Origin of the sequence: Sulfitobacter brevis (genome assembly GCF_900112755.1) — a bacterium.
In the GTDB taxonomy this organism is placed as follows: domain Bacteria; phylum Pseudomonadota; class Alphaproteobacteria; order Rhodobacterales; family Rhodobacteraceae; genus Sulfitobacter; species Sulfitobacter brevis.
This window is the reverse complement of record NZ_FOMW01000010.1, coordinates 135792-154682: the sequence shown is the minus strand read 5'-3', so window position 1 is coordinate 154682 and position 18891 is coordinate 135792. Positions and strand designations below refer to the sequence as shown.

23 protein-coding genes are annotated in these 18891 nt (G+C 61.4%); 12 read left to right on the top strand and 11 right to left on the bottom strand.

Annotated elements, in window-relative coordinates; translation table 11 throughout:
- The first annotated feature begins 106 nt into the window (after positions 1-106).
- From BM174_RS14675 to BM174_RS14660, 4 genes are read left to right on the top strand one after another with little or no spacing between them, the layout of a single operon-like run.
- Positions 107-550: a DUF3429 domain-containing protein gene (locus tag BM174_RS14675; RefSeq protein WP_342742068.1), complete on the top strand. Its 444-nt coding sequence runs from the start codon at positions 107-109 to the stop codon at positions 548-550.
- Entirely contained in the window at positions 547-1140 is a 594-nt protein-coding gene (locus BM174_RS14670; protein ID WP_093924600.1) for a class I SAM-dependent DNA methyltransferase, read from the top strand. The genes BM174_RS14675 and BM174_RS14670 overlap by 4 nt, the downstream gene beginning before the upstream one ends.
- Complete coding sequence (gene rnhA, locus BM174_RS14665; RefSeq protein WP_093924599.1) at positions 1133-1585, top strand: ribonuclease HI; 453 nt, start codon at positions 1133-1135, stop codon at positions 1583-1585. The genes BM174_RS14670 and rnhA overlap by 8 nt, the downstream gene beginning before the upstream one ends.
- The gene (locus BM174_RS14660; RefSeq protein ID WP_093924598.1) at positions 1582-2202 is read left to right on the top strand and encodes a trimeric intracellular cation channel family protein; all 621 of its coding nucleotides are present in this window, start codon (positions 1582-1584) and stop codon (positions 2200-2202) included. The genes rnhA and BM174_RS14660 overlap by 4 nt, the downstream gene beginning before the upstream one ends.
- A gap of 65 nt (positions 2203-2267) precedes the next feature.
- On the opposite strand, the gene BM174_RS14655 is transcribed toward BM174_RS14660, so the two are convergent.
- From BM174_RS14655 to def (BM174_RS14635), 5 genes are read right to left on the bottom strand one after another with little or no spacing between them, the layout of a single operon-like run.
- On the bottom strand, positions 2268-2504 hold the full coding sequence (locus BM174_RS14655; RefSeq protein ID WP_093924597.1) for a hypothetical protein: 237 nt from the start codon (positions 2502-2504) through the stop codon (positions 2268-2270).
- A gap of 4 nt (positions 2505-2508) precedes the next feature.
- A complete protein-coding gene (fmt, locus tag BM174_RS14650) occupies positions 2509-3423 on the bottom strand; it encodes a methionyl-tRNA formyltransferase (RefSeq protein WP_093924596.1) in 915 nt (304 codons plus the stop codon).
- A 42-nt stretch (positions 3424-3465) separates the two neighbouring features.
- The gene (def, locus tag BM174_RS14645) at positions 3466-3957 is read right to left on the bottom strand and encodes a peptide deformylase (RefSeq protein WP_093924595.1); all 492 of its coding nucleotides are present in this window, start codon (positions 3955-3957) and stop codon (positions 3466-3468) included.
- Positions 3954-4451 carry a peptide deformylase gene (gene def / locus BM174_RS14640; protein WP_093924594.1) on the bottom strand — a complete coding sequence of 166 codons (498 nt, stop codon included), beginning with the start codon at positions 4449-4451 and terminating at the stop codon, positions 3954-3956. The genes def (BM174_RS14645) and def (BM174_RS14640) overlap by 4 nt, the downstream gene beginning before the upstream one ends.
- Positions 4448-4966 (bottom strand): peptide deformylase, encoded by a 519-nt coding sequence (gene def / locus BM174_RS14635; protein ID WP_093924593.1) that lies wholly within the window; start codon positions 4964-4966, stop codon positions 4448-4450. The genes def (BM174_RS14640) and def (BM174_RS14635) overlap by 4 nt, the downstream gene beginning before the upstream one ends.
- Positions 4967-5062: 96 nt before the next feature.
- On the opposite strand from def (BM174_RS14635), the gene BM174_RS14630 reads away from it, so the two are divergent.
- A complete protein-coding gene (locus tag BM174_RS14630) occupies positions 5063-6232 on the top strand; it encodes a MalY/PatB family protein (RefSeq protein WP_093924592.1) in 1170 nt (389 codons plus the stop codon).
- 121 nt (positions 6233-6353) lie between these two features.
- Here BM174_RS14630 and BM174_RS14625 read toward each other — a convergent pair whose 3' ends face one another.
- The gene (locus tag BM174_RS14625; RefSeq protein ID WP_093924591.1) at positions 6354-6719 is read right to left on the bottom strand and encodes a hypothetical protein; all 366 of its coding nucleotides are present in this window, start codon (positions 6717-6719) and stop codon (positions 6354-6356) included.
- Positions 6720-6893: 174 nt separating this feature from the next.
- Between BM174_RS14625 and BM174_RS14620 the strand changes: the two genes are divergently transcribed.
- Positions 6894-7868 carry a glutathione S-transferase family protein gene (locus BM174_RS14620; RefSeq protein WP_093924590.1) on the top strand — a complete coding sequence of 325 codons (975 nt, stop codon included), beginning with the start codon at positions 6894-6896 and terminating at the stop codon, positions 7866-7868.
- Between the two features lie 15 nt (positions 7869-7883).
- On the opposite strand, the gene BM174_RS14615 is transcribed toward BM174_RS14620, so the two are convergent.
- A complete protein-coding gene (locus BM174_RS14615) occupies positions 7884-8246 on the bottom strand; it encodes a response regulator (RefSeq protein ID WP_093924589.1) in 363 nt (120 codons plus the stop codon).
- A gap of 217 nt (positions 8247-8463) precedes the next feature.
- On the opposite strand from BM174_RS14615, the gene cobD reads away from it, so the two are divergent.
- From cobD to BM174_RS14595, 4 genes are read left to right on the top strand one after another with little or no spacing between them, the layout of a single operon-like run.
- Entirely contained in the window at positions 8464-9408 is a 945-nt protein-coding gene (cobD, locus tag BM174_RS14610; RefSeq protein ID WP_093924588.1) for a threonine-phosphate decarboxylase CobD, read from the top strand.
- Positions 9405-10316: an adenosylcobinamide-phosphate synthase CbiB gene (cbiB, locus tag BM174_RS14605; RefSeq protein ID WP_093924587.1), complete on the top strand. Its 912-nt coding sequence runs from the start codon at positions 9405-9407 to the stop codon at positions 10314-10316. Before cobD ends, cbiB begins: the two co-directional genes overlap by 4 nt.
- 15 nt (positions 10317-10331) lie before the next feature.
- The gene (locus tag BM174_RS14600) at positions 10332-11504 is read left to right on the top strand and encodes a lytic murein transglycosylase (protein ID WP_093924586.1); all 1173 of its coding nucleotides are present in this window, start codon (positions 10332-10334) and stop codon (positions 11502-11504) included.
- A gap of 14 nt (positions 11505-11518) precedes the next feature.
- Positions 11519-11929 carry a rhodanese-like domain-containing protein gene (locus BM174_RS14595; RefSeq protein ID WP_093924585.1) on the top strand — a complete coding sequence of 137 codons (411 nt, stop codon included), beginning with the start codon at positions 11519-11521 and terminating at the stop codon, positions 11927-11929.
- A gap of 134 nt (positions 11930-12063) precedes the next feature.
- Here BM174_RS14595 and smc read toward each other — a convergent pair whose 3' ends face one another.
- Both smc and BM174_RS14585 read right to left on the bottom strand, forming a co-directional pair.
- Entirely contained in the window at positions 12064-15519 is a 3456-nt protein-coding gene (gene smc / locus BM174_RS14590) for a chromosome segregation protein SMC (RefSeq protein ID WP_093924584.1), read from the bottom strand.
- 195 nt (positions 15520-15714) lie between these two features.
- Complete coding sequence (locus BM174_RS14585; RefSeq protein WP_093924583.1) at positions 15715-16008, bottom strand: hypothetical protein; 294 nt, start codon at positions 16006-16008, stop codon at positions 15715-15717.
- Between the two features lie 121 nt (positions 16009-16129).
- Here BM174_RS14585 and BM174_RS14580 point away from each other — a divergent pair, with 121 nt between their 5' ends.
- Both BM174_RS14580 and BM174_RS14575 read left to right on the top strand, forming a co-directional pair.
- Positions 16130-16897, top strand: a complete 768-nt coding sequence (locus BM174_RS14580) for a FadR/GntR family transcriptional regulator (protein WP_093924582.1) — start codon at positions 16130-16132, stop codon at positions 16895-16897.
- A gap of 155 nt (positions 16898-17052) precedes the next feature.
- A complete protein-coding gene (locus BM174_RS14575; protein ID WP_093924648.1) occupies positions 17053-17607 on the top strand; it encodes a hypothetical protein in 555 nt (184 codons plus the stop codon).
- A 140-nt stretch (positions 17608-17747) separates the two neighbouring features.
- Here the strand turns inward: BM174_RS14575 and BM174_RS14570 are convergent, their stop codons facing one another.
- Positions 17748-18308: a F0F1 ATP synthase subunit B gene (locus BM174_RS14570; protein WP_093924581.1), complete on the bottom strand. Its 561-nt coding sequence runs from the start codon at positions 18306-18308 to the stop codon at positions 17748-17750.
- Positions 18309-18311: 3 nt separating this feature from the next.
- Positions 18312-18869, bottom strand: coding sequence for a F0F1 ATP synthase subunit B' (locus BM174_RS14565; RefSeq protein ID WP_093924580.1), 558 nt, complete (start codon positions 18867-18869; stop codon positions 18312-18314).
- Between the last annotated feature and the right edge of the window lie 22 nt (positions 18870-18891).

The following is an 18891-nucleotide window of genomic DNA, read 5'->3' as shown; positions in this document are numbered from 1 at the left end:
CCGCACCGCGCCGACTTAACGTGCGTTTGCATGTATTTAGTGAGGCGCATATGACCCCTGCCAATATCCCCGCCCCCCAGAGCGTTTCACGATCGGGCGCGCCGACATGGCAGTGAACCGTATTCCCCCCGCCGCCCTGCTGCTTGGCCTCGCGGGACTTGTCCCCTTCCTCTTCGGGGCCTTGGTCTCGCTGGATTGGGTCAACACCAGCCTTGATGCGGCTGTGCATGGCCGTCTGTTGTTGGTGCGTTACGGCGTTATCATCCTCAGCTTCATGTCCGGCGCACTTTGGAGCTTTGCTACCAAAGCGCAGGGCAGACAGGCCGCGATCTGCTATGCGCTCTCGACGGTGCCGGCACTCTGGGTTTTCCTGAACCCAGGATCGGACGCGGATACTGCCCTGATCAACCTGATGATTGGCTTCGCGGGTGTATTGATCCTCGATTTCGCCTTTCACCGTTGGGAGCTGACCCCGCCTTGGTGGCTCACCCTGCGGATCCAGCTCACCGCGATCGTCCTGATCTGCCTCGCCGTTGGCCTTTGGGCGTGAACGACGCTGAAACCCTGCGCGTCTATGCCACCAAGGCGCAGGACTACGCCGAAAGGATCAGCAATCGCGCGGGCCACGACCCGCAGCTTGCCGAATTTATGAATGCCCTCCCCGCGGGCGCCGACGTGCTCGACCTCGGATGCGGTCCGGGTGCGGCGGCGCAGGTGATGGCCGAGGCAGGTTTGCGGGTCACCGCCACTGACGCAGTGCCCGAAATGGTCGCTATGGCCACCACCCACACCGGTGTCACCGCGCGCCTCGCAACCTTCGACGAGATCGACGGCACCGACCTCTACGATGGCATTTGGGCAAACTTCTCGCTGCTACACGCCCCGCGCGCCGACATGCCGCGCCACCTCGCCGCCCTACGCCAAGCGCTGCGCGCGGGCGGGGTATTTCACATCGCTCTCAAGACCGGCACCGGTGAAAAACGTGACACCTTGGGACGGCTTTATACCTACTACACCGACGCCGAATTGACCGCCCTGCTCACCGCCGCCGGATTTATCGTCACCCACCGCGTCACCGGATGCGGAAAGGGGCTGGACGACACCCCTGCAGATTGGGTAGCCCTGCGCGCAAATGGCTGACTTATTCGCATATACAGACGGCGCCTGTTCCGGCAATCCCGGCCCCGGTGGCTGGGGGGCTCTCATGCAGGCCCGCGATGGCACTACTGTGGTCAAGGAACGCGAGCTTAAAGGCGGCGAAGCCCTGACCACCAACAACCGCATGGAACTGCTTGCCGCGATCCACGCACTCGAATCGCTCAGCCGCACAACCGAAATCACCATCGTCACTGACAGCAACTACGTCAAAAACGGCATCACTGGCTGGATCTTCGGCTGGAAGAAGAACGGCTGGAAAAACGCCGCCAAAAAGCCGGTCAAAAACGCCGAGCTTTGGCAACGGCTTGACCTCGCCAATGCCCGTCACAAGGTGACGTGGCAGTGGGTCAAGGGCCACGCCGGCCACCCCGAGAACGAGCGCGCCGATGCACTGGCCCGCGCGGGCATGGCGCCTTTCAAGAAATGAGCCTCGTCTCGCTCCTCGATTACGCCGCCGTGCTGGTTTTCGCCATCACCGGTGCGCTGGTCGCCAGCCGTGCCCAGCTTGATCTGGTTGGTTTCGCCTTCGTTGCCTGCCTCACCGCGCTTGGCGGCGGCACCATTCGCGACCTGCTGCTCGACCGCAATCCGATCTTCTGGATCGACAATCCCGCCTATCTCGCCGTGGCATCAGTCGCCGCTTTTGTGGTGTTCTTCTCTGCCCACCTACTCGAAAGCCGGATGCGCACCCTGATCTGGCTCGACAGCCTTGCTCTTGCCGTGGCGGTTGCCGCTGGCGCAGGCGTCGCCATCGCCCAAGAGCAATCGCCGACCATCGTTGTCCTGATGGGCATGATCACCGGTACCCTCGGTGGGCTGATGCGCGATGTGGTCGTGGGAGAGGTGCCGCTGGTCCTGAAACAAGGCGAACTTTACGTCACCGCCGCTTTCGTCGGTGCGGCCACCGCCGTTCTCGCCCGCCACTGGCTTGATACCCCCACCAGCCTACTGGCCTGCGCGGCCGTCACATGGATTTTACGCGCTGGATCGCTCTATTTCGGCTGGCATCTGCCCGTCTACAAGAGCACACCGCCAAAAACCTGAGCCGTCTTTTCATTTGGCCGGAAAACTCCCGCCGGAGGCTTACTTTGTCTCCGGCAAAGTCAACTTCACCGCCGCCAGTGAAACGGCACAATGATCAACGCCCCGATTGACGAGACAATCGCGTTCATCCCCGCGCTGCGAAATCCGACGTCAAACATCACCCGCACAAAGTAGAACAGGAACGCGCCGCCAATGCAGATGATAATGCTCTGCAAAATACCATTGTGCGTCCAGCCGGTCTTTTCGGAGACATAGCCGACGATCCCTGCAATCACGACCGTGCCAAAAAGCGCCATGAACATCCGCTCACTCCCCCCCAAGCCGCGTGCCGGGCGCGATCTGCGCGCCGCTTTGAAACACTTGTGCATCCTGCACAGCCTTACCTGCTCGTTGCAAGCGCGTCAGCCGCACTGCGCCCTCGCCGCAAGCAACGCGTAAATCGCGGTCCAAGACCTCACCCGCAGCCCCTGCACCTTCGGTCAATACCGACCCCAAAACCTTGACCCGCTGGCCCTGCCGCTCAAACCACGCCCCCGGAAACGGCGAAAGCCCGCGGATCAATCGGTCCACCTCCACAGCGGACCGCGCCCAGTCAATATGCGCCTCCGCCTTGTCGATCTTGGCGGCATAGGTCACGCCCGCGTCCGGTTGCACCTCCGCCACCAGCTGGTCCAACTGCGCCAAAGCCGTGACAATCTCAGCGGCGCCGAGCGCGCTCAACCGGTCATGCAAGACACCCGTGGTTTCCTCTGCACCGATATCCACCACCGCGCGGGCCAACACGGGGCCGGTATCCAACCCCGCTTCCATCTGCATGATGCAAACGCCGGTCTGCGCATCCCCCGCCATAATCGCGCGGTGAATAGGTGCCGCCCCGCGCCAACGCGGCAACAGGCTGGCGTGAATGTTCAAACACCCGCGTTTCGGCGCATCCAGCACGACCTGCGGCAGGATCAACCCATAGGCCACCACCACCGCAATATCCGGCTCCAGCGCAGCAAACTCCGCCTGCGCCTCAGCCGTCTTCAACGATACCGGATGCCGCACCAGAAGGCCCAGCGCCTCGGCTCGTTGCTGCACGGGGCTGGATCGGTCCTTCTTGCCCCGTCCCGCAGGGCGCGGCGGCTGGCAATAGACAGCGGCAATCTCGTGGCCCGCCTCTACCAAAGCATCCAGTACCGGCACGGAAAAATCGGGCGTGCCCATGAAAATGATCCGCATGGTCTGGTTCCCTCCGTTCGCCTGTCAAAGCCGCAAAGGCCGCTAGATCTTGCGCGCCCGCTTGATCAACATATCCCGCTTGAGCTTGCTGAGATTGTCGAAATACATCTTCCCCGCCAGATGGTCGATCTGATGCTGGACGCTGGTCGCCTCCAACCCGACGAAATCGCGCTCCACTTCGGCGCCCGTCTCATCAAGATACTGCACCGTCACCGCGCGGGGCCGCGCGATCTTGGCCGATACCCCGGGCAGGTTCGGGCTGGCCTCATCATGCACGTTCAATTTGACCGAGGCCTGCAAAACCTTCGGGTTTGCCAGACGTATCCGCTTGTTGCGCCCTTGTGAGGCATCCACCACGGCAAGTTGCAACATCACCCCGATCTGCGGTGCCGCCAGCCCGACACCGGGCATGGCATCCATGGTTGCGATCATATCATCCCAGATACCGCGCACCTCGTCGGTAATCTGCTCGACAGGCGCGGCCGCCTTGCGCAACCGCGCGTCTGGCCAAGGGATGAGTTTCCGAACTGTCATTGTGCCTGATACTCCGCAATCAACTGCGCGCGGGTCTCGGCATCAAGATGGTCAAAGGTCACAACCCCGTCGAGATGGTCAAGCTCGTGCTGCACGCAGACTGCACCGAACCCGTCAAAGCTCTGCACATAGCGTCCACCATTCACGCCGGTCCAAACCATCTGCACCTGTGTCGGGCGACTGATCTCGGCACTCACACCCGGGATGCTCAAGCAGCCCTCGATATTGGTAGCGCGGTCCTCGCCGACTTCCTGCAACATCGGATTAATACAAACCAGCGGATCGGGTTTGCCCTCTTTCCAGCCGACATCCATTACGAAAATCCGCAGCATCGCGCCGACTTGCGGCCCTGCCAGACCCCGCCCCGGTGCGGCGTACATGGTCTCCAGCATATCTGCCGCCAATTGCTCGATCTCTGGCGTGATCGCCTCGACCTGTGGACAGGTTTCTGCCAGTCGCGGGTCTGGCCATTTCACGATCTCGAGCACACTCATCCTCGCGCCAACTCCCGCTTAAGCTTGGCCATCTTGCGGGTGATCATCTGGCGGCGCAGCGGCTTGAGATAGTCGATAAACAATTTGCCTTCCAAGTGGTCGATCTCATGCTGCACACACGTCGCCCAAAGCCCGGCAAACCGCTCGTTCTGTTCGGCACCACTCCGGTCGATCCAGCGCACGTCCACCTCGGCAGGGCGTGTCACATCGGCGAAATGTTCAGGGATCGACAAACACCCTTCTTCATAGGTGCTCTCCTCCTCCGAGGCCGCGACCACCTGCGGATTGAACATGATCAGCGGGCGCGGCGCCTCGCCCTCTTCCTTCACGCAATCCAGCACAATCAAGCGGTTCAGCACGCCGACTTGGGGCGCGGCAAGGCCAACGCCCGGCGCGTCATACATCGTCGCGAGCATATCATCAGCCAAGGCCCGCAATTCGTCTGTCAGATCATCGACAGGCGCGCAGGCTTTTTTCAAGCGGGGATCGGGGTGCAATAAAATGGGGCGTTTCATGGTGGTGATTTAGGCCAACCCAAGGCGCCTTGCAACCGGGGGCTTGCAGGTCCGGTAATTGCCGCTAGCTTGGCCGCCAAACCAAAGGAACAGACTATGAGCTTTGACGAAATCATCGACCGCCGCGACACCCACTGTGCTAAGTGGGACAAGATGGAGCTGGTCTACGGCGTGCCGCGCGACAGTGGCATCGCCATGTGGGTGGCCGATATGGATTTTCGTCCGCCGTCAGTGATCCAAGAAGCCCTGCAGCGGTATCTTGATCACGGCGTCTATGGCTACTTCGGCGATGAAAGTGACTACCTTGGCGCGATCCAGTGGTGGATGCAAAACCGTCACAACTGGACCGTACAGCCTGAATGGATCTTTACCACCCACGGCTTGGTCAACGGCACCGCGATGTGCGTCGACGCCTTCACCTCCCCGGGCGATGGGGTCGTTCTGATGACCCCCGTCTATCATGCCTTTGCCCGCGTGATCACCGCAGCTGATCGCAAGGTCGTGGAATGCGAGCTGGCCCTGACCGATGGCCGCTACATGATGGATTTCGACGCCTGGGACGCGCAGATGACCGGCACCGAGAAAATGCTGATCCTTTGCTCGCCACATAACCCCGGCGGTCGGGTCTGGACCCGTGACGAGCTGCAAGGCGTCGCCGATTTCGCAAAGCGCCATGATCTGGTGCTGGTCTCTGACGAAATCCACCATGACCTCGTGATGCCCGGCCACACCCACACCGCGATGTCGCTGATCGACGGCGTTACCGACCGTTTGGTGATGATGACCGCGACAACCAAAACCTTTAACATCGCCGGATGCCACTCCGGCAATGTGATCATCCCCGACGAGGCCCTGCGCGCCCGCTTTGCCAAACGGATGAACGCGATGGGTGTGTCGCCAAATTCCTTCGGCCTGTTCATGGCAACTGCCGCCTACTCTCCCGAAGGCGCCGCATGGGTCGATGATCTGGTCACCTATCTCGATGGCAACCGCCGTTTGTTCGACGACGCCGTTAACGCCATCCCCGGTCTCGCCTCCATGCCGCTCGAATCAACCTATCTGGCGTGGGTCGACTTTAAAGGCACAGGTATGTCGGCGGCCGAGTTTACCAAACGTGTGCAAACCGACGCAGGCATTGCAGCAAATCACGGCCCAACCTTCGGCAGTGGCGGCGATACCTTTTTAAGGTTCAATATTGCAACCCCGCGCGCCCGCGTAGAAGAGGCCTGCAAACGCTTGACTGCAGCATTCAGCGATCTGCAATAGACCCCTGCTAACGCGGCATGGCGCTAGCGCTTTAAGCTCGGAAACCGCACCCTTAGGCTGCGGTTTCCGCCCCCCGATGCGCTGCACTTGCTAACCGCACGCGAAATCGAGCAATCCCAGATCAGCCAAATTCACTGCCGTAGTTCTCAATCAGCCCAGCAGGCGCCGTCTCGGAACGCTCGAAATCCAGCGCCGCCGCACTGGCAACCGCCGTGGCACGCTTGAACTCATAGACCATCTCGCCGTCTTCTTCCTGCGTGGCAACGATCAGACACTGAAACAGATGCTTGCTCCCGTCGAAAAGGTCGACAAGACCGCGTAGCTTAGGGGCGTTTTCAGCCTCGACAGCAAATCCCGTTTTCCACATCCGCAGCACTGGATAGATCACCCCGCCCACATCAATACGCAACCGCGAGGCGCGCCTCAGGCTGGTCAGCCGCGCGGCTTCAAGCCCCGCCTGCACCTCTTTCGAAAACACCGCTTCCATCGAATCTATCCCCCAATTCCACAACAGGCTGACCTAAAGCATGGATAAATCAAGTTAATATTTGATGACAAATCTCCGGCTGTGCATCTGCGCAGGGCTGCTGCGCCCCTGCGGCTATAGCCATAACGCCGTCATAGGCTAGGTGTTCCCTCATGCGAAAAGAGGGAGACAGACATGGGACTTTTGGTTGACGGAAAATGGCAGGACACTTGGTACGACACCAAGGAATCCGACGGAAAATTCCAACGTGCCGACGCAAAGTTCCGCAATTGGGTTACCGCTGACGGCAGCGCCGGCCCCTCCGGCAAGGCGGGATTCAAAACTGAAACAGGGCGGTATCACCTCTACGTCAGCTATGCCTGTCCTTGGGCCCACCGCGCCCTGATCTTCCGCGCGCTGAAAGGGCTGGAGCCGCATATTGGCGTCTCCGTCGTGCACCCTCATATGCTCGGTGACGGCTGGTCATTTGACACTGATTTTGAAGGGGCCACTGGGGACCAGCAGTTCGGCCTGCCCTTCGCCCGTGATCTTTATACCCGCGCCGTGCCCGATTTTTCAGGCCGCGTCACGGTGCCCATCCTATGGGACCGCGAGCACGACACCATCGTGTCAAATGAGAGCGCCGAGATCATTCGTATGTTCAACTCCGCCTTCGACGGGCTGACCGGCAACACCGATGACTACTGGCCCGGCTCGCTGCGCAAACAGATCGAGCCGATCAATGACCGGATATACAACAGCGTCAACAATGGCGTTTACAAAGCCGGTTTTGCCACCACACAAGAGGCGTATGATGCCGCCGTGCATCCGCTTTTCGACAGCCTCGACTGGATCGAAGGCATCCTCGCAGAAAATCGCTACCTCGCTGGCGACCGGCTCACTGAAGCCGACTGGCGGCTCTTCACCACCCTGATCCGCTTCGACAAAGTGTATCACTTGCACTTCAAGTGTAACCGCTGCCGAATCGTCGATTACCCCAATCTTTGGGCCTACACGCGCGAACTTTATCAATGGCCCGGCGTCGCAGAGACGGTGAACGTCGATCATATCGTCCGGCATTACCACTACAGCCATGACACGATTAATCCCTACAGGATCATCCCGATCAACCCGACACCCGATTTTGACGCGCCACACGGGCGCGGCTGAACGGCTCGACCTCCGTCAGCCGGTCTGGCCGTAATACTCCACCATCGCGGCCAGATCTTCCGGTGGCGTGGTGGAGCACAGGAACGCCCGTGCGTTCGCGGCATGGGCAAAAATCGACCCGTCAGAGAAGAAGCTTGTATTGGTGACAAACACAACCCGCGCCAGCGGTTGACGATACTCGGCAAAATCCGCCACCGCCAAAGCCGACCCCTGCGCGAGAATCAGGTCGAGAACAATGACATCCACATGTTCCTGTGCCAGATAGCCCGTCGCCTCAATTTGCGACTGCACACAGATCACCGACATGCCCTGCCGCTCCAGATGCTTCTGCCACAAAACCCCCAACTCGGCTTTGCTTTCGACAATCAGAACGCGCATATATTCCGTCTCCTACAGCTCAGGCATTTAGTTGCGATACTTACAATCGCCAGAAGTCATGGTTCGAAATGGTTAACGAAACCCTAACGATCCGACGACCAATCCGGGAAACCGGCAAGAGATCAGCTTGCGCTTGATTTAGAGGCGCATTTCCGCTTTTAAAACCGACAGGATTGGCAGAGTTGTGCCCTTCCAGCAGGGATAAGGTTCTCAACAGATGACAGCACCGCGCGACCATGGTGGCGGAATCGACGCCGCTGCCACCGCCCATGGCGGGACCCGCGCCGACTGGCTGGATTTGTCCACTGGTATCAATCCTGTGGCATATCCTCTGCCCGCAATCACCGCTGACGCGTGGACAGCGCTGCCCGATCAGGCCGCCCGCGACACGCTTGAAAGCGCTGCCCGCAAGTTCTGGAACATCCCCGCCGGAGCGGGCATTCTCGCCGTGCCTGGCGCCTCCTCCGCTATCGCCCAAATCCCGCGACTGGCCCCCGCTGCCCGCGTCTATATCCCAGCGCCGACCTACAATGAACACGCCGCCAGTTTTGCCGCCCAAGGCTGGGAGATCACCCAAGACCCCGCGAAAGCTCAAGCCTCCGTTCTGGTGAACCCCAATAATCCCGATGGCCGCCAATGGCAGGCAGATGCGACGGTCGGGCGTCTGCGCGTCATCGATGAAAGCTTTGGCGAAGTCACCCCCGACGCCACCCTGATCGCCCAGGCGGCAGAGCCAGGTACCGTGGTCCTGAAAAGCTTCGGAAAATTCTGGGGATTGGCGGGCGTCAGGCTGGGCTTTGTCATCGCCGAGCCTGCCTTGCTCGACAAGCTTGCCACTATGCTTGGGCCGTGGGCCGTCGCCGGACCAGCGCTCCAGATCGGGGCCGCAGCCCTCGGCGATGCAGCTTGGGCGGATGTCACCCGCTCCCGTCTGACAGACGATGCCGCTCGGCTGGATGAAATGATGTTGGCGAAGGGCGCGGACTTGCTCGGCGGTACCAGCCTTTTCAGGCTCTATGAGGTCGAGGACGCCGTCCTCTGGCAAGCCCGTTTGGCCGAACACCACATCTGGACCCGCGTGTTCCCTTATAATCCACGCTGGCTCCGCCTCGGTCTGCCCGCAGCGGACGGCTGGGCGCGGCTTTCGGCGGCGCTGGCATGAACACCGCCTTGCTACTCGCGGCGGCTATGCTGCTTGATGCCGCATTGGGTGAGCCCGCATGGCTGTGGAACCGCATCAGCCATCCTGCGGTGCTGATGGGCCGCTGCGTCAAGATGCTGGACCACCGGCTAAACACGGGCACGCGGCGCAAGGCCAAAGGCGTCATTGCACTGCTGATCCTGATGAGCGGGGCAGCCCTCACCGGTGCAGTGCTACAACTTTTCGGGCCGCTGGTCGAAATTGTTGTCGCCGCAATTTTGCTGGCGCAACGCTCTCTCACCGATCACGTCCGTGCGGTGGCCGATGGGCTGCGCCTGTCCCTGCCGCAAGGCCGCCGCGCGGTGGCGATGATCGTCAGCCGTGATACCGGCGCAATGGACCAATCCGCAGTCGCCCGCTCGGCCATCGAAAGCGGTGCTGAAAACCTCGGTGACGGGGTGATTGCCCCCGCCCTATGGTTTCTCATTGGCGGCCTGCCGGGGCTGCTGGTCTATAAAATCGTCAATACCGCCGACAGCATGATCGGCTACCGCACCCCCCGCTATGCCGAATTTGGCTGGGCCTCGGCACGGATGGATGATGTCCTGAACTATGTGCCCGCCCGCATCACCGCCCTGCTCGTCGCGCTGCCCGGCGGGGTGCTGAACGACTGGCCCGCGATCCGTAGCGATGCGGCCCTGCACCGCTCTCCCAATGCCGGTTGGCCTGAATCCGCCATGGCCCGCGCCATTGGTGTGGCTCTCGCAGGTCCGCGTGCTTATGATGGGGTGATGCAGCCGTTTGCTTGGGTCCACGGTGCGGGGGCGCGCACCATTGGACCTGTGCAGATCGATACGGCCATCACCCGTCTGTGGCAGGCATGGGAGGTGATGTTGGGACTAACCCTTGCGACTGGCCTGCTTGTTTGAACCTAAAGGAATGCTATGCGCCCCTTACTTCTCGCCGCCGCCCTACTGACCGCCCCCCATTTGGCACTGGCCGAAACCCCCTGCGGCGGTGACTTTGCCAGCTTTGTCGAAGGCGTCAAAACCGAAGCCGCCGCAGCTGGCATCTCCGCTGATACGGCCGACCGCTTTTTCGCAGGCATCCGCACCGACCCGGCAGTGCTGAGCGCGGACCGCCAGCAGGGCGTCTTCCAGATGCCCTTCATCGATTTCTCCCGCCGCCTAATCTCCGCAGACCGGCTGAACCGCGGCCAAGCCAATGGCAAACGGCTCGATGCGGTGTTTGATAGAATCGAAGCAGAATACGGCGTCAGCCGCGGCGTGCTCCTCGCCTTCTGGGCGTTCGAGACGGATTACGGCGCGTTCCAAGGCGACTTCAACACCGCCAACGCGCTGGCCACCCTCGCACACGACTGCCGCAGGCCCGAACTTTTCCGTCCGCAACTCCTCGCCGCGATGGAGCTTTTTGCCAAAGGCGAATTTGACCCCAAGACCACGACAGGCGCTTGGGCAGGCGAGATCGGCATGGTCCAGATGCTGCCCCGCGACATCCTCGAGAACGGCGTGGATGGTGACGGTGACGGGCGTGTCTCGCTCAAAGCTTCCGAGGCCGATGCGCTGATGTCTGGCGGCAAGATGCTGCATAGCTTGGGCTGGCGCGCGGGCGAACCTTGGCTGGCCGAAGTCACCCTGCCACGCGATTTCGACTGGTCGCTGACCGGATTGGAAACCACCAAACCCGTCACCGACTGGCAGGGCTTAGGTGTCAGCGCCCGCAGCGGCGCTTTGGACGAGACGCTTGAGGCGTCGATCCTGCTGCCGCAAGGGCGCGGCGGTCCTGCCTTTATCGCCTTCCCGAATTTCCGCGTCTACTTCGACTGGAACCAGAGCTTTGTCTATGTGATGACCGCCGCCTATTTCGCCACCCGACTGGAGGGCGCGCCCGTCTATGATGCAGGCGCCCCCGCGCAGGGGCTATCGGGCGAGCAGATGAAAGCGCTGCAAACCAAACTGCAGGCGCGCGGCTTTGACGTTGGTAAGATCGACGGCATTCTTGGTTCGGGCACCCGCGCCGCTGTGCGCGCCGAACAGGCCCGCCTTGGCATGGCCGTCGATGGCTGGCCGACCCCCGAACTTTTAGCGCAATACTGACTAAGGAAACCGACATGACGCTCAAGAAAACTGCCGCCCAGATGGTTGCCGACGCCCGTGCGCGGATCACCGAGATAGAGACCCCCGATGCCATCGCGATGTTGGAGGACCCTTCGGTGCAATTCGTCGATCTGCGTGACCCGCGCGAGCGCGAGCGCAGCGGCTTCATCCCCGGCAGCTTTCACTGCCCGCGCGGCATGCTGGAATTCTGGGTCGATCCCGACAGCCCCTACTTCAAGGAGGTCTTCGCGCAGCAGGACAAGAAGTTTGTGTTTCACTGCGCCTCCGGCTGGCGCTCGGCGATCTCGGTCGCGACGTTGCAAGACATGGGGTTCGACGCGGCGCACCTGAAGGAAGGCTTCGGCGCGTGGGAGAAAGCGGGCGGGCCGGTGGAGAAGCCTGCGCCGAAAGCCGACAAATCCTAACGTCCGCCCGAAGTCCTGTTTTGATTTCACAGCGGTATTCCCGCCAAAGGTTAAGCCCGCAGGCTTAGCCTATTATTAACATTAACCATTAAATAACAATGTGTTCCCCGTGGATGACCCCATCACCTGCGGGCTCACGCCACCAGTGTCTCCGCCTTTTTCAGGTCGACCGAGACCAACTGGCTCACACCCTGTTCGGCCATCGTGACCCCGAACAACCGGTCCATCCGCGCCATCGTCACCGCGTGGTGGGTGATGATCAGGAATCGCGTATCGGTCTGGCGGCACATCTCGTCGAGCAGGTCGCAGAACCGCGTGACGTTGGCATCGTCCAGCGGTGCGTCCACCTCGTCGAGCACACAGATCGGGGCGGGATTGGCAAGGAATACCGCGAAAATCAGCGCCATCGCAGTCAGCGTCTGTTCGCCCCCCGAAAGCAGGCTCAACGTGCTCAGCTTCTTGCCGGGCGGTTGGCACAGGATCTCCAAACCAGCCTCCAGCGGGTCTTCGGATTCGACCATCACGAGATTGGCTTCGCCCCCGCCAAACAAATGCGTGAACAACATCGAGAAGTTGGTGTTTACCTGTTCAAAAGCGGTCAAAAGCCGTTCGCGCCCTTCGCGGTTGAGGCTGGCAATGCCTGAACGCAAAGTCTTGATCGCCTCTTCGAGATCGGCCTTTTCCGTGACCAGCTCGTCGTGCTCCACTTGGACTTCCTTGGCGTCTTCCTCGGCGCGCAGATTAACCGCGCCGAGCGCATCGCGCTGGCGTTTCAACCGGCTCACATCGCCTTCCAGCGCATGGGCGTCGGGCATGTCAGAGGGGTTTACCTCCAGCGAGGTCAGCAACTGGTTTGGCGTCTGCTGGCTCTCTTCGGCGATTCGCTCGGCGGCGGCAGCAACAGTCTCGCGCGCGGCCTCAGAGCGTGCTTCGGACCGCGCCCGCGCTTCACGCGCTTCCGAGGCGAGACGTTCGGCGTCGCGCTCGGCCACCGTGGCTTCGCGCAACGTGGTCTCGCCCTGCGCCAAAGCATCGTCCGCTTGTACGCGCCGCGCCTCGGCCTTGGTAATATCGTCATTTAACGCATCGCGCTTGGCGGCAATCTCGACCGGGGCGGCACTGGCCTCGGCGAGCTCTGCCTCCGACGTGGATTTGCGTTCGGCAAGTTCGGTGGTGCGTTTTTCGGCTGTCTCAAGCCGATGCCGCCAACCAGCCAGCTCCTTGGTTACATCTTGTGCGCGCTTGCTGCGGGCCTCGCCTTCACGGCGCAATTCGTCATAGGCGGAGCGGCGCGACATCATGGTGATCCTCGATGCCTCCACGGCCATGCGGATGTCATCCACACGGGCGCGTGCTGCCCCAAGATCGCCAAGTTCTGCCAGCGCCCGCTCGCCCTCGATCACCCGCCCGCGTGCCGCCATCGCCTCTTCTTCGTGGCGTTTCACAGCAAGGCCCAGACTTTCCAGCCGCCCCTCGGCTAGGTTGCGATCAGCCTCGGCGCGGCTGAGCGCACGACCCGCGTCCGCCACCATCCGGTCGGCATCGCGCCGCGCCTCGCGGGCGCGTTTGTCCGCCTCGGCCTGCGCGGCCAGCGTGCGTGTCAGCGCCTCATGCGCGGCGCGCGCGCCCTCGGCCCGCTGGCTTGCCTGCTCCAGCGCCTGCTTCAGGACCTCAAGGCGGTTCAGCTGTTGCAACCGCAAGGCCGCCGCCGAAGGCGCATCCTCGGCCCAGGCGCGAAATCCGTCCCAGCGCCACAAATCGCCCTCGGTCGAGACCAGTCTTTGGCCGGGCATCAAAGCAGATTGCAGGCGTGCGCCATCATCCGCATCGACCACACCGATCTGGCTCATCCGCCGCGTCAGCACTTCGGGCACCGAGACGTGCTGCGAGAGCGGCGTAACCCCGGCAGGCAGCCCCTGCGGCGACGCATAGGCGGGCATTACCGTCCAGCCGGAGGGACCGTCGGCGTCCACTTGCGGGCTACGCAGATCATCGGCCAAGGCCGCGCCCAAGGCTTTCTCAAACCCGTGCTCAACCTGCAAACGGTCAAGAATTTGCCCGCCTTCGGCTGTGTCGCGCTCAACCAGTTTGGCCAGCGCCGCAGCTTCGGCGCGCAGGGCATTCATCTCGCCTTCCGCTTCGGAGCGTTCGCCACGGGCGTCGGCCTCGCGGACATGGGTTGCGGCGTGGGCATCTTCGGCCGCATTCAGCGCGGCATCCGCTGCGGCTGCGGCAGCAACAGCCGTCGCTTCGGCCGCCTGCGCTGCGGCAAAATCTGCGCCGCCTTTTTCAAGGGCCGCGCGACTTTGCACCACGGCATCCTGCGCTTTGTGCGCGTCGTCCTCGGCCTTGTCGGCAATTTTGCGGTTGTCCACCAACAGCCGCTCGACCGAGCCGTGGCGTGCAGCAAGCCGGGCGACGTCTTCGGTGTGTTGGGTCAGATCACCCTCGCGCTCGTGCAAAACCGTAGCGGCCTCGCGGGCGGCATCGGAGGCAGCTTCCAGCGCGTCTTCATGGCCCTCGCTCGCATCCGCCAAATCGCGGGCCTCTCGGTCAAGCAGGGCGATGGTGTCTTCGGCGTCCCTGTTTAACCCGCCTTCACGCTCAATGTCGCGGCTCAGCTGGGCGATGCGGCTGGATAGCGTCGAGATGGTGGCTTGAGCGCGGGTTTCCTGCTCTGACAAAGTGTCGCGTTGCAGGGTGAGCCGCTGCACGACTGCGGCTGCGATTGCAGCTTCTTCGCGCAGTGGCGGCAAGGCCTCCTCCGCCGCCCCACGCGCCTTTAGCGTCTGTTGCACAACCTGCTCGGACTGCGCCGCTGCCGTCACGCGGCCGCGCAATTCATCATCAGCACGGGCGCGGGCTTCGTCGGCTTCGCGCCAGCGACGATAGAGTAACATGCCCTCGCTGCGGCGCAGCTCTTCGCCGATCTGGCGGTAGCGAGCGGCTTGGCGGGCCTGGCGGGCCAGCTGCGCCAATTGTGCGGCAAGTTGTTCGATCACATCATCGACACGGGTCAGATTGGACTCGGCGCCGTTCAGCTTCAGCTCGGCCTCATGCCGCCGTTGGTAAAGGCCGGAAATTCCTGCCGCCTCTTCCAGAATGCGGCGGCGGTTTTTCGGCTTGGCGTTGATCAGCTCGGCGATCTGGCCTTGGCGCACCAAGGCGGGTGAATGGGCACCGGTGGAGGCATCGGCGAACAGCATCTGCACATCGCGCGCCCGCACATCCTTGCCCGCTGCCTTATAAGCGGAGCCGACATCGCGGGTGATGCGGCGCACAATCTCAAGCCCGTCGCTGTCGTTAAAGCCCGCAGGGGCCAGCCGTTCGCTGTTGTCGATATGCAGGGAGACTTCGGCGAAGTTACGCGCCGGACGGGTGGCCGCACCGGCAAAGATCACGTCTTCCATGCCGCCGCCGCGCATTGCTGTGGGGCGGTTTTCGCCCATCACCCAGCGCAACGCCTCAAGCAGATTGGACTTGCCGCAGCCGTTCGGCCCGACAACGCCAGTCAACCCGTCCGCGATGATCAGATCGGTCGGGTCCACAAAGCTTTTGAAGCCTGTCAGTCTTAGTTTGGAAAAGCGCAACGCCTGCTCCGATGATTCCTCGGCTCTACCGAAAATGGCGGGCTAAGGGCCCTTGTGTCAACTCTCACACCCTATAAAAAGGATATGCGCGGGTGCGACCCCCTAAATGTAGTAGGTCACGAAGCGGAACGTAAAGCATTTGCAGCTTGTCGCAGCACCCGCCCGTTCCGAGTTTTGACGCAATACCCTCCCGCTTCAGTCGCCACAATCCAAAACACCTGTTGCCTGCGCTTGATCGCCGAGAACCCGCTTTACCTCGCAGCCGCTGACACGGGCCATCGCAATGGCGGCGCGCTTTTTGATCGGGCCGAAACGCGGCGCATATTGCATGTTCACGCGGATCGCCTCTGCTGTCTCGCCCTGCACGCGCACGTCAAACACCGATCCTTCGACTTCTACGCGCGTAGCGGGGAGGCCGCGAAAAGCGGGGCCAGCGGTGTTACAGCCGCCGAGCAGGGAGAGCGTAACGAACAAGGACAGAGGTTTCATACCCCCAACTTGGCCGCAGATTGGTTAACAAAACCTTGCTGAGGGACCAATCGGCGCATCACGGCCTGAGTTGCAGTTCACATTGCGCAGTCATATGCTGGATTTAATCAAAGGATTTCGCATGCCCTTCCGCCCCGTCACCCCTGAAAAGCTGTCCCAAGCCGTTGTGCGGCAGATCGAGCTTTTGATCCTGCGTGGCATCTTGCGCCCCGGTGAAAAGCTGCCTGCCGAACGCGACCTCGCAGAGCGGCTGGGCGTATCGCGCCCCTCGCTGCGTGAAGCGGTAGCCACGATGCAGAAATTGGGGCTGCTGGACACCCGCGCCAGTGCGGGGATATTCGTGTCGGACGTGTTGGCAGGGGCATTTTCGCCTGCGCTGGTCGATCTGTTCGCGCGGCATGACGAAGCGGTGCTGGATTATCTGTCGTTCCGGCGCGACATGGAGGGGCTGGCCGCCACCCGTGCGGCGCGCTACGGCTCGGACACCGATCTGGCCGTGATCGGGACGGTATTTGGCCGGATGGAAGCGGCGCATGAAAAGCGTATCGCCAGCGAAGAAGCCGCACTCGACGCGCAGTTCCACATGGCGATTGTCGAGGCGAGCCATAACGTCGTCATGTTACATATGATGCGCTCGATGTATGACCTGCTGCGCGGCGGGGTGTTTTATAACCGTCAGGTGATGTTCAACCAACGCACTTCGCGCAGCGCCCTGCTGGACCAGCACCGCGCCATTAACGACGCCCTGCAAAGCCGTGATGCGATTGCCGCAAGGGCCGCAGTGGAGGCACATCTGGATTACGTCCAAGCCGCCCTGCTCGACCAGCAAAAGACCACCCACCACGAGGACATCGCCCAACTGCGGTTGGAGCACGAAACCAAGAGCTGACCTGCAGAGTTAAGTACCTCCGCTGAAAGCTCAAACGGCGCTCGCCCGCCAGCAACAGAAGCGTGAAAAATTGGTTTGTTCCACAACTGTAGATTGCTTGGCAGATTTGGCTTAACATAATCGCAGATTTGTTAAGTTAATTGATGGAAGCTGGCTTGGAAGATATCACGAACAGTTACACCTTGAATGAGGAGGATCGCATCGTCTCGGTCGGCCCGCATTGGGATCAGTACGCCATGGAGGAGGACGCGCCGGAGTCTGTGGCAGATAAGGTTCTGGGACGCGAAATCTGGGACTTTATCGAAGGCCACCAGACCCGCGATTATCTGTTCGGTATTTTCCATGTTTGCCGGATTGAATATGAAGAATTCAGCGCCCTGTATCGCTGCGATACGCCAGATCTGTATCGCTTGTTCCGGCTCATCGTGAAGCCTCATGCATCGGGCATGCTGACCGTGGACCATGCCTTGATCGAGAAGCGCCAGAGCGCGGGCATCAGGCGCATTGCCGCCTTCCCCGATCATCATGATACGACGCGCTGTTCGATTTGCTGTGCGTTTCAGATTGGCGGAAAGTGGATTGACCTAGAGGTGAGGCCAGAGCCCGGAAACTTTGCCAAGAGTTATTCGATCTGCCCGAAGTGCCAGAAAACAGCCCAGCAGGAGATCGACCGTATCAAAGCAAAGCCTAAGCTCAGGTCGGTAAACTGACGCGAGAGCGGCGCGCGTCTTGGGATCATGCGACAGGAGCGGTTCTGCCTCGCCGTAACCGGCTTTAATTTCCAGCCCTGACAAACGCAAAAAGCCCCGGCGTAAACCGGGGCCTTCTTATACTTTAGCTAAACTGCAGATTAATGCAGCTTTGCATCTACCTGTGCGATGGCATCGTCGATCAGCTTGTTGCCGTCGGCGGCGGTCATCTGTTTGGCAATCACGTCACGTGCTGCGGCGATCGCAATTGTCACAGCACGGTCACGGACGTCCTTCACGGCAGCAGCTTGCGCCGAACCGATCTGTTCTTCTGCAGCTGCGATGCGACGCTCCAGCGAGCGGGCCAACTCCGCGCGGGCCTGCACGGCTGCGGATTCGGCTTCTTCACGGGCGGCGGTCACAATACGGTCGGCCTGATCCTGCACTTCTTTCTGCTTACGCTCATAGCTGGCAAGCAAGGTCTGTGCTTCTTCACGCAGGGCGCGGGCTTCTTCGAGTTCGGTTTTGATACCGTCGGCGCGCTTGTCCAACATGCTGCCCAACGTGGACGGCACCTTGAAATAGAACAATACGGCGATGAACAGGATAAACGCCAGCAACACCACAAAGTCGGTGTTACCCAGTGAGAAGAACGGGCCAGTCGCGGCGAACGCGGGGGAGGCAGCAACAGCCGTCAGCAGGGTCGCAAGGGTGAAACGCATGGTTTATCCTTTCATCCGTGCTGTGACGGCAGTTTCGACCGTTCCGGCATCGGCAGTGCCACCAAGGACAGCGACGATTTCCTGAGCGGTGTCTTTTGCCACTTCCTTCACGTTCTCCATAGCGGAGGCGCGAATGTCGGCGATGGCTTTTTCCGATTCCGCCGATTTAGCAGCGATTTCGGCGTCGGCCATAGCGATTGCTGCATCCAGGTCGCCCTGGATGTCGGCACGCGCTTTGGTCACGATCAACTGCGCTTCCGCGCGGGCGTCGATCAGGGCCTTGTCATAGGCGGCTTCGGCCTCGATTGCGCGGGCCTTAAGGTCTTCGGCAGCCGCGATATCGTTGGTGATGGTGCCTTGGCGTTCTGCCAACACCGCGCCGATGCGTGGCAGGGCCACACGCGACAGGATGAAGTAGGTTGCCAGCAAGGCAAGCACCAGCCAGAAGATCTGGTTGCCCCAGGTGGAAAAATCCAACTGCGGCATGCCGGGTGCCGAAGCGGCGTGATCTACCCCAGCGGCGGCGTCGGTCAAACCGGCGCTATTTGTTTCTGTAGCCATCTTGGTATCTCTCCGGAAAATC

Coding starts and splice junctions, on each gene's coding strand:
- BM174_RS14675 (WP_342742068.1), top strand. CDS start 107: ATGGCAGTGAACCGTATTCCCCCCGCCGCCCTGCTGCTTGGCCTCGCG.
- def (WP_093924594.1), bottom strand. CDS start 4,451: ATGAGTGTGCTCGAGATCGTGAAATGGCCAGACCCGCGACTGGCAGAA.
- BM174_RS14625 (WP_093924591.1), bottom strand. CDS start 6,719: ATGGAAGCGGTGTTTTCGAAAGAGGTGCAGGCGGGGCTTGAAGCCGCG.
- BM174_RS14615 (WP_093924589.1), bottom strand. CDS start 8,246: ATGCGCGTTCTGATTGTCGAAAGCAAAGCCGAGTTGGGGGTTTTGTGG.
- BM174_RS14660 (WP_093924598.1), top strand. CDS start 1,582: ATGAGCCTCGTCTCGCTCCTCGATTACGCCGCCGTGCTGGTTTTCGCC.
- BM174_RS14655 (WP_093924597.1), bottom strand. CDS start 2,504: ATGTTCATGGCGCTTTTTGGCACGGTCGTGATTGCAGGGATCGTCGGC.
- rnhA (WP_093924599.1), top strand. CDS start 1,133: ATGGCTGACTTATTCGCATATACAGACGGCGCCTGTTCCGGCAATCCC.
- BM174_RS14580 (WP_093924582.1), top strand. CDS start 16,130: ATGCCCTTCCGCCCCGTCACCCCTGAAAAGCTGTCCCAAGCCGTTGTG.
- fmt (WP_093924596.1), bottom strand. CDS start 3,423: ATGCGGATCATTTTCATGGGCACGCCCGATTTTTCCGTGCCGGTACTG.
- def (WP_093924595.1), bottom strand. CDS start 3,957: ATGACAGTTCGGAAACTCATCCCTTGGCCAGACGCGCGGTTGCGCAAG.
- cobD (WP_093924588.1), top strand. CDS start 8,464: ATGACAGCACCGCGCGACCATGGTGGCGGAATCGACGCCGCTGCCACC.
- BM174_RS14630 (WP_093924592.1), top strand. CDS start 5,063: ATGAGCTTTGACGAAATCATCGACCGCCGCGACACCCACTGTGCTAAG.
- BM174_RS14600 (WP_093924586.1), top strand. CDS start 10,332: ATGCGCCCCTTACTTCTCGCCGCCGCCCTACTGACCGCCCCCCATTTG.
- BM174_RS14585 (WP_093924583.1), bottom strand. CDS start 16,008: ATGAAACCTCTGTCCTTGTTCGTTACGCTCTCCCTGCTCGGCGGCTGT.
- cbiB (WP_093924587.1), top strand. CDS start 9,405: ATGAACACCGCCTTGCTACTCGCGGCGGCTATGCTGCTTGATGCCGCA.
- BM174_RS14565 (WP_093924580.1), bottom strand. CDS start 18,869: ATGGCTACAGAAACAAATAGCGCCGGTTTGACCGACGCCGCCGCTGGG.
- BM174_RS14620 (WP_093924590.1), top strand. CDS start 6,894: ATGGGACTTTTGGTTGACGGAAAATGGCAGGACACTTGGTACGACACC.
- BM174_RS14595 (WP_093924585.1), top strand. CDS start 11,519: ATGACGCTCAAGAAAACTGCCGCCCAGATGGTTGCCGACGCCCGTGCG.
- BM174_RS14570 (WP_093924581.1), bottom strand. CDS start 18,308: ATGCGTTTCACCCTTGCGACCCTGCTGACGGCTGTTGCTGCCTCCCCC.
- def (WP_093924593.1), bottom strand. CDS start 4,966: ATGAAACGCCCCATTTTATTGCACCCCGATCCCCGCTTGAAAAAAGCC.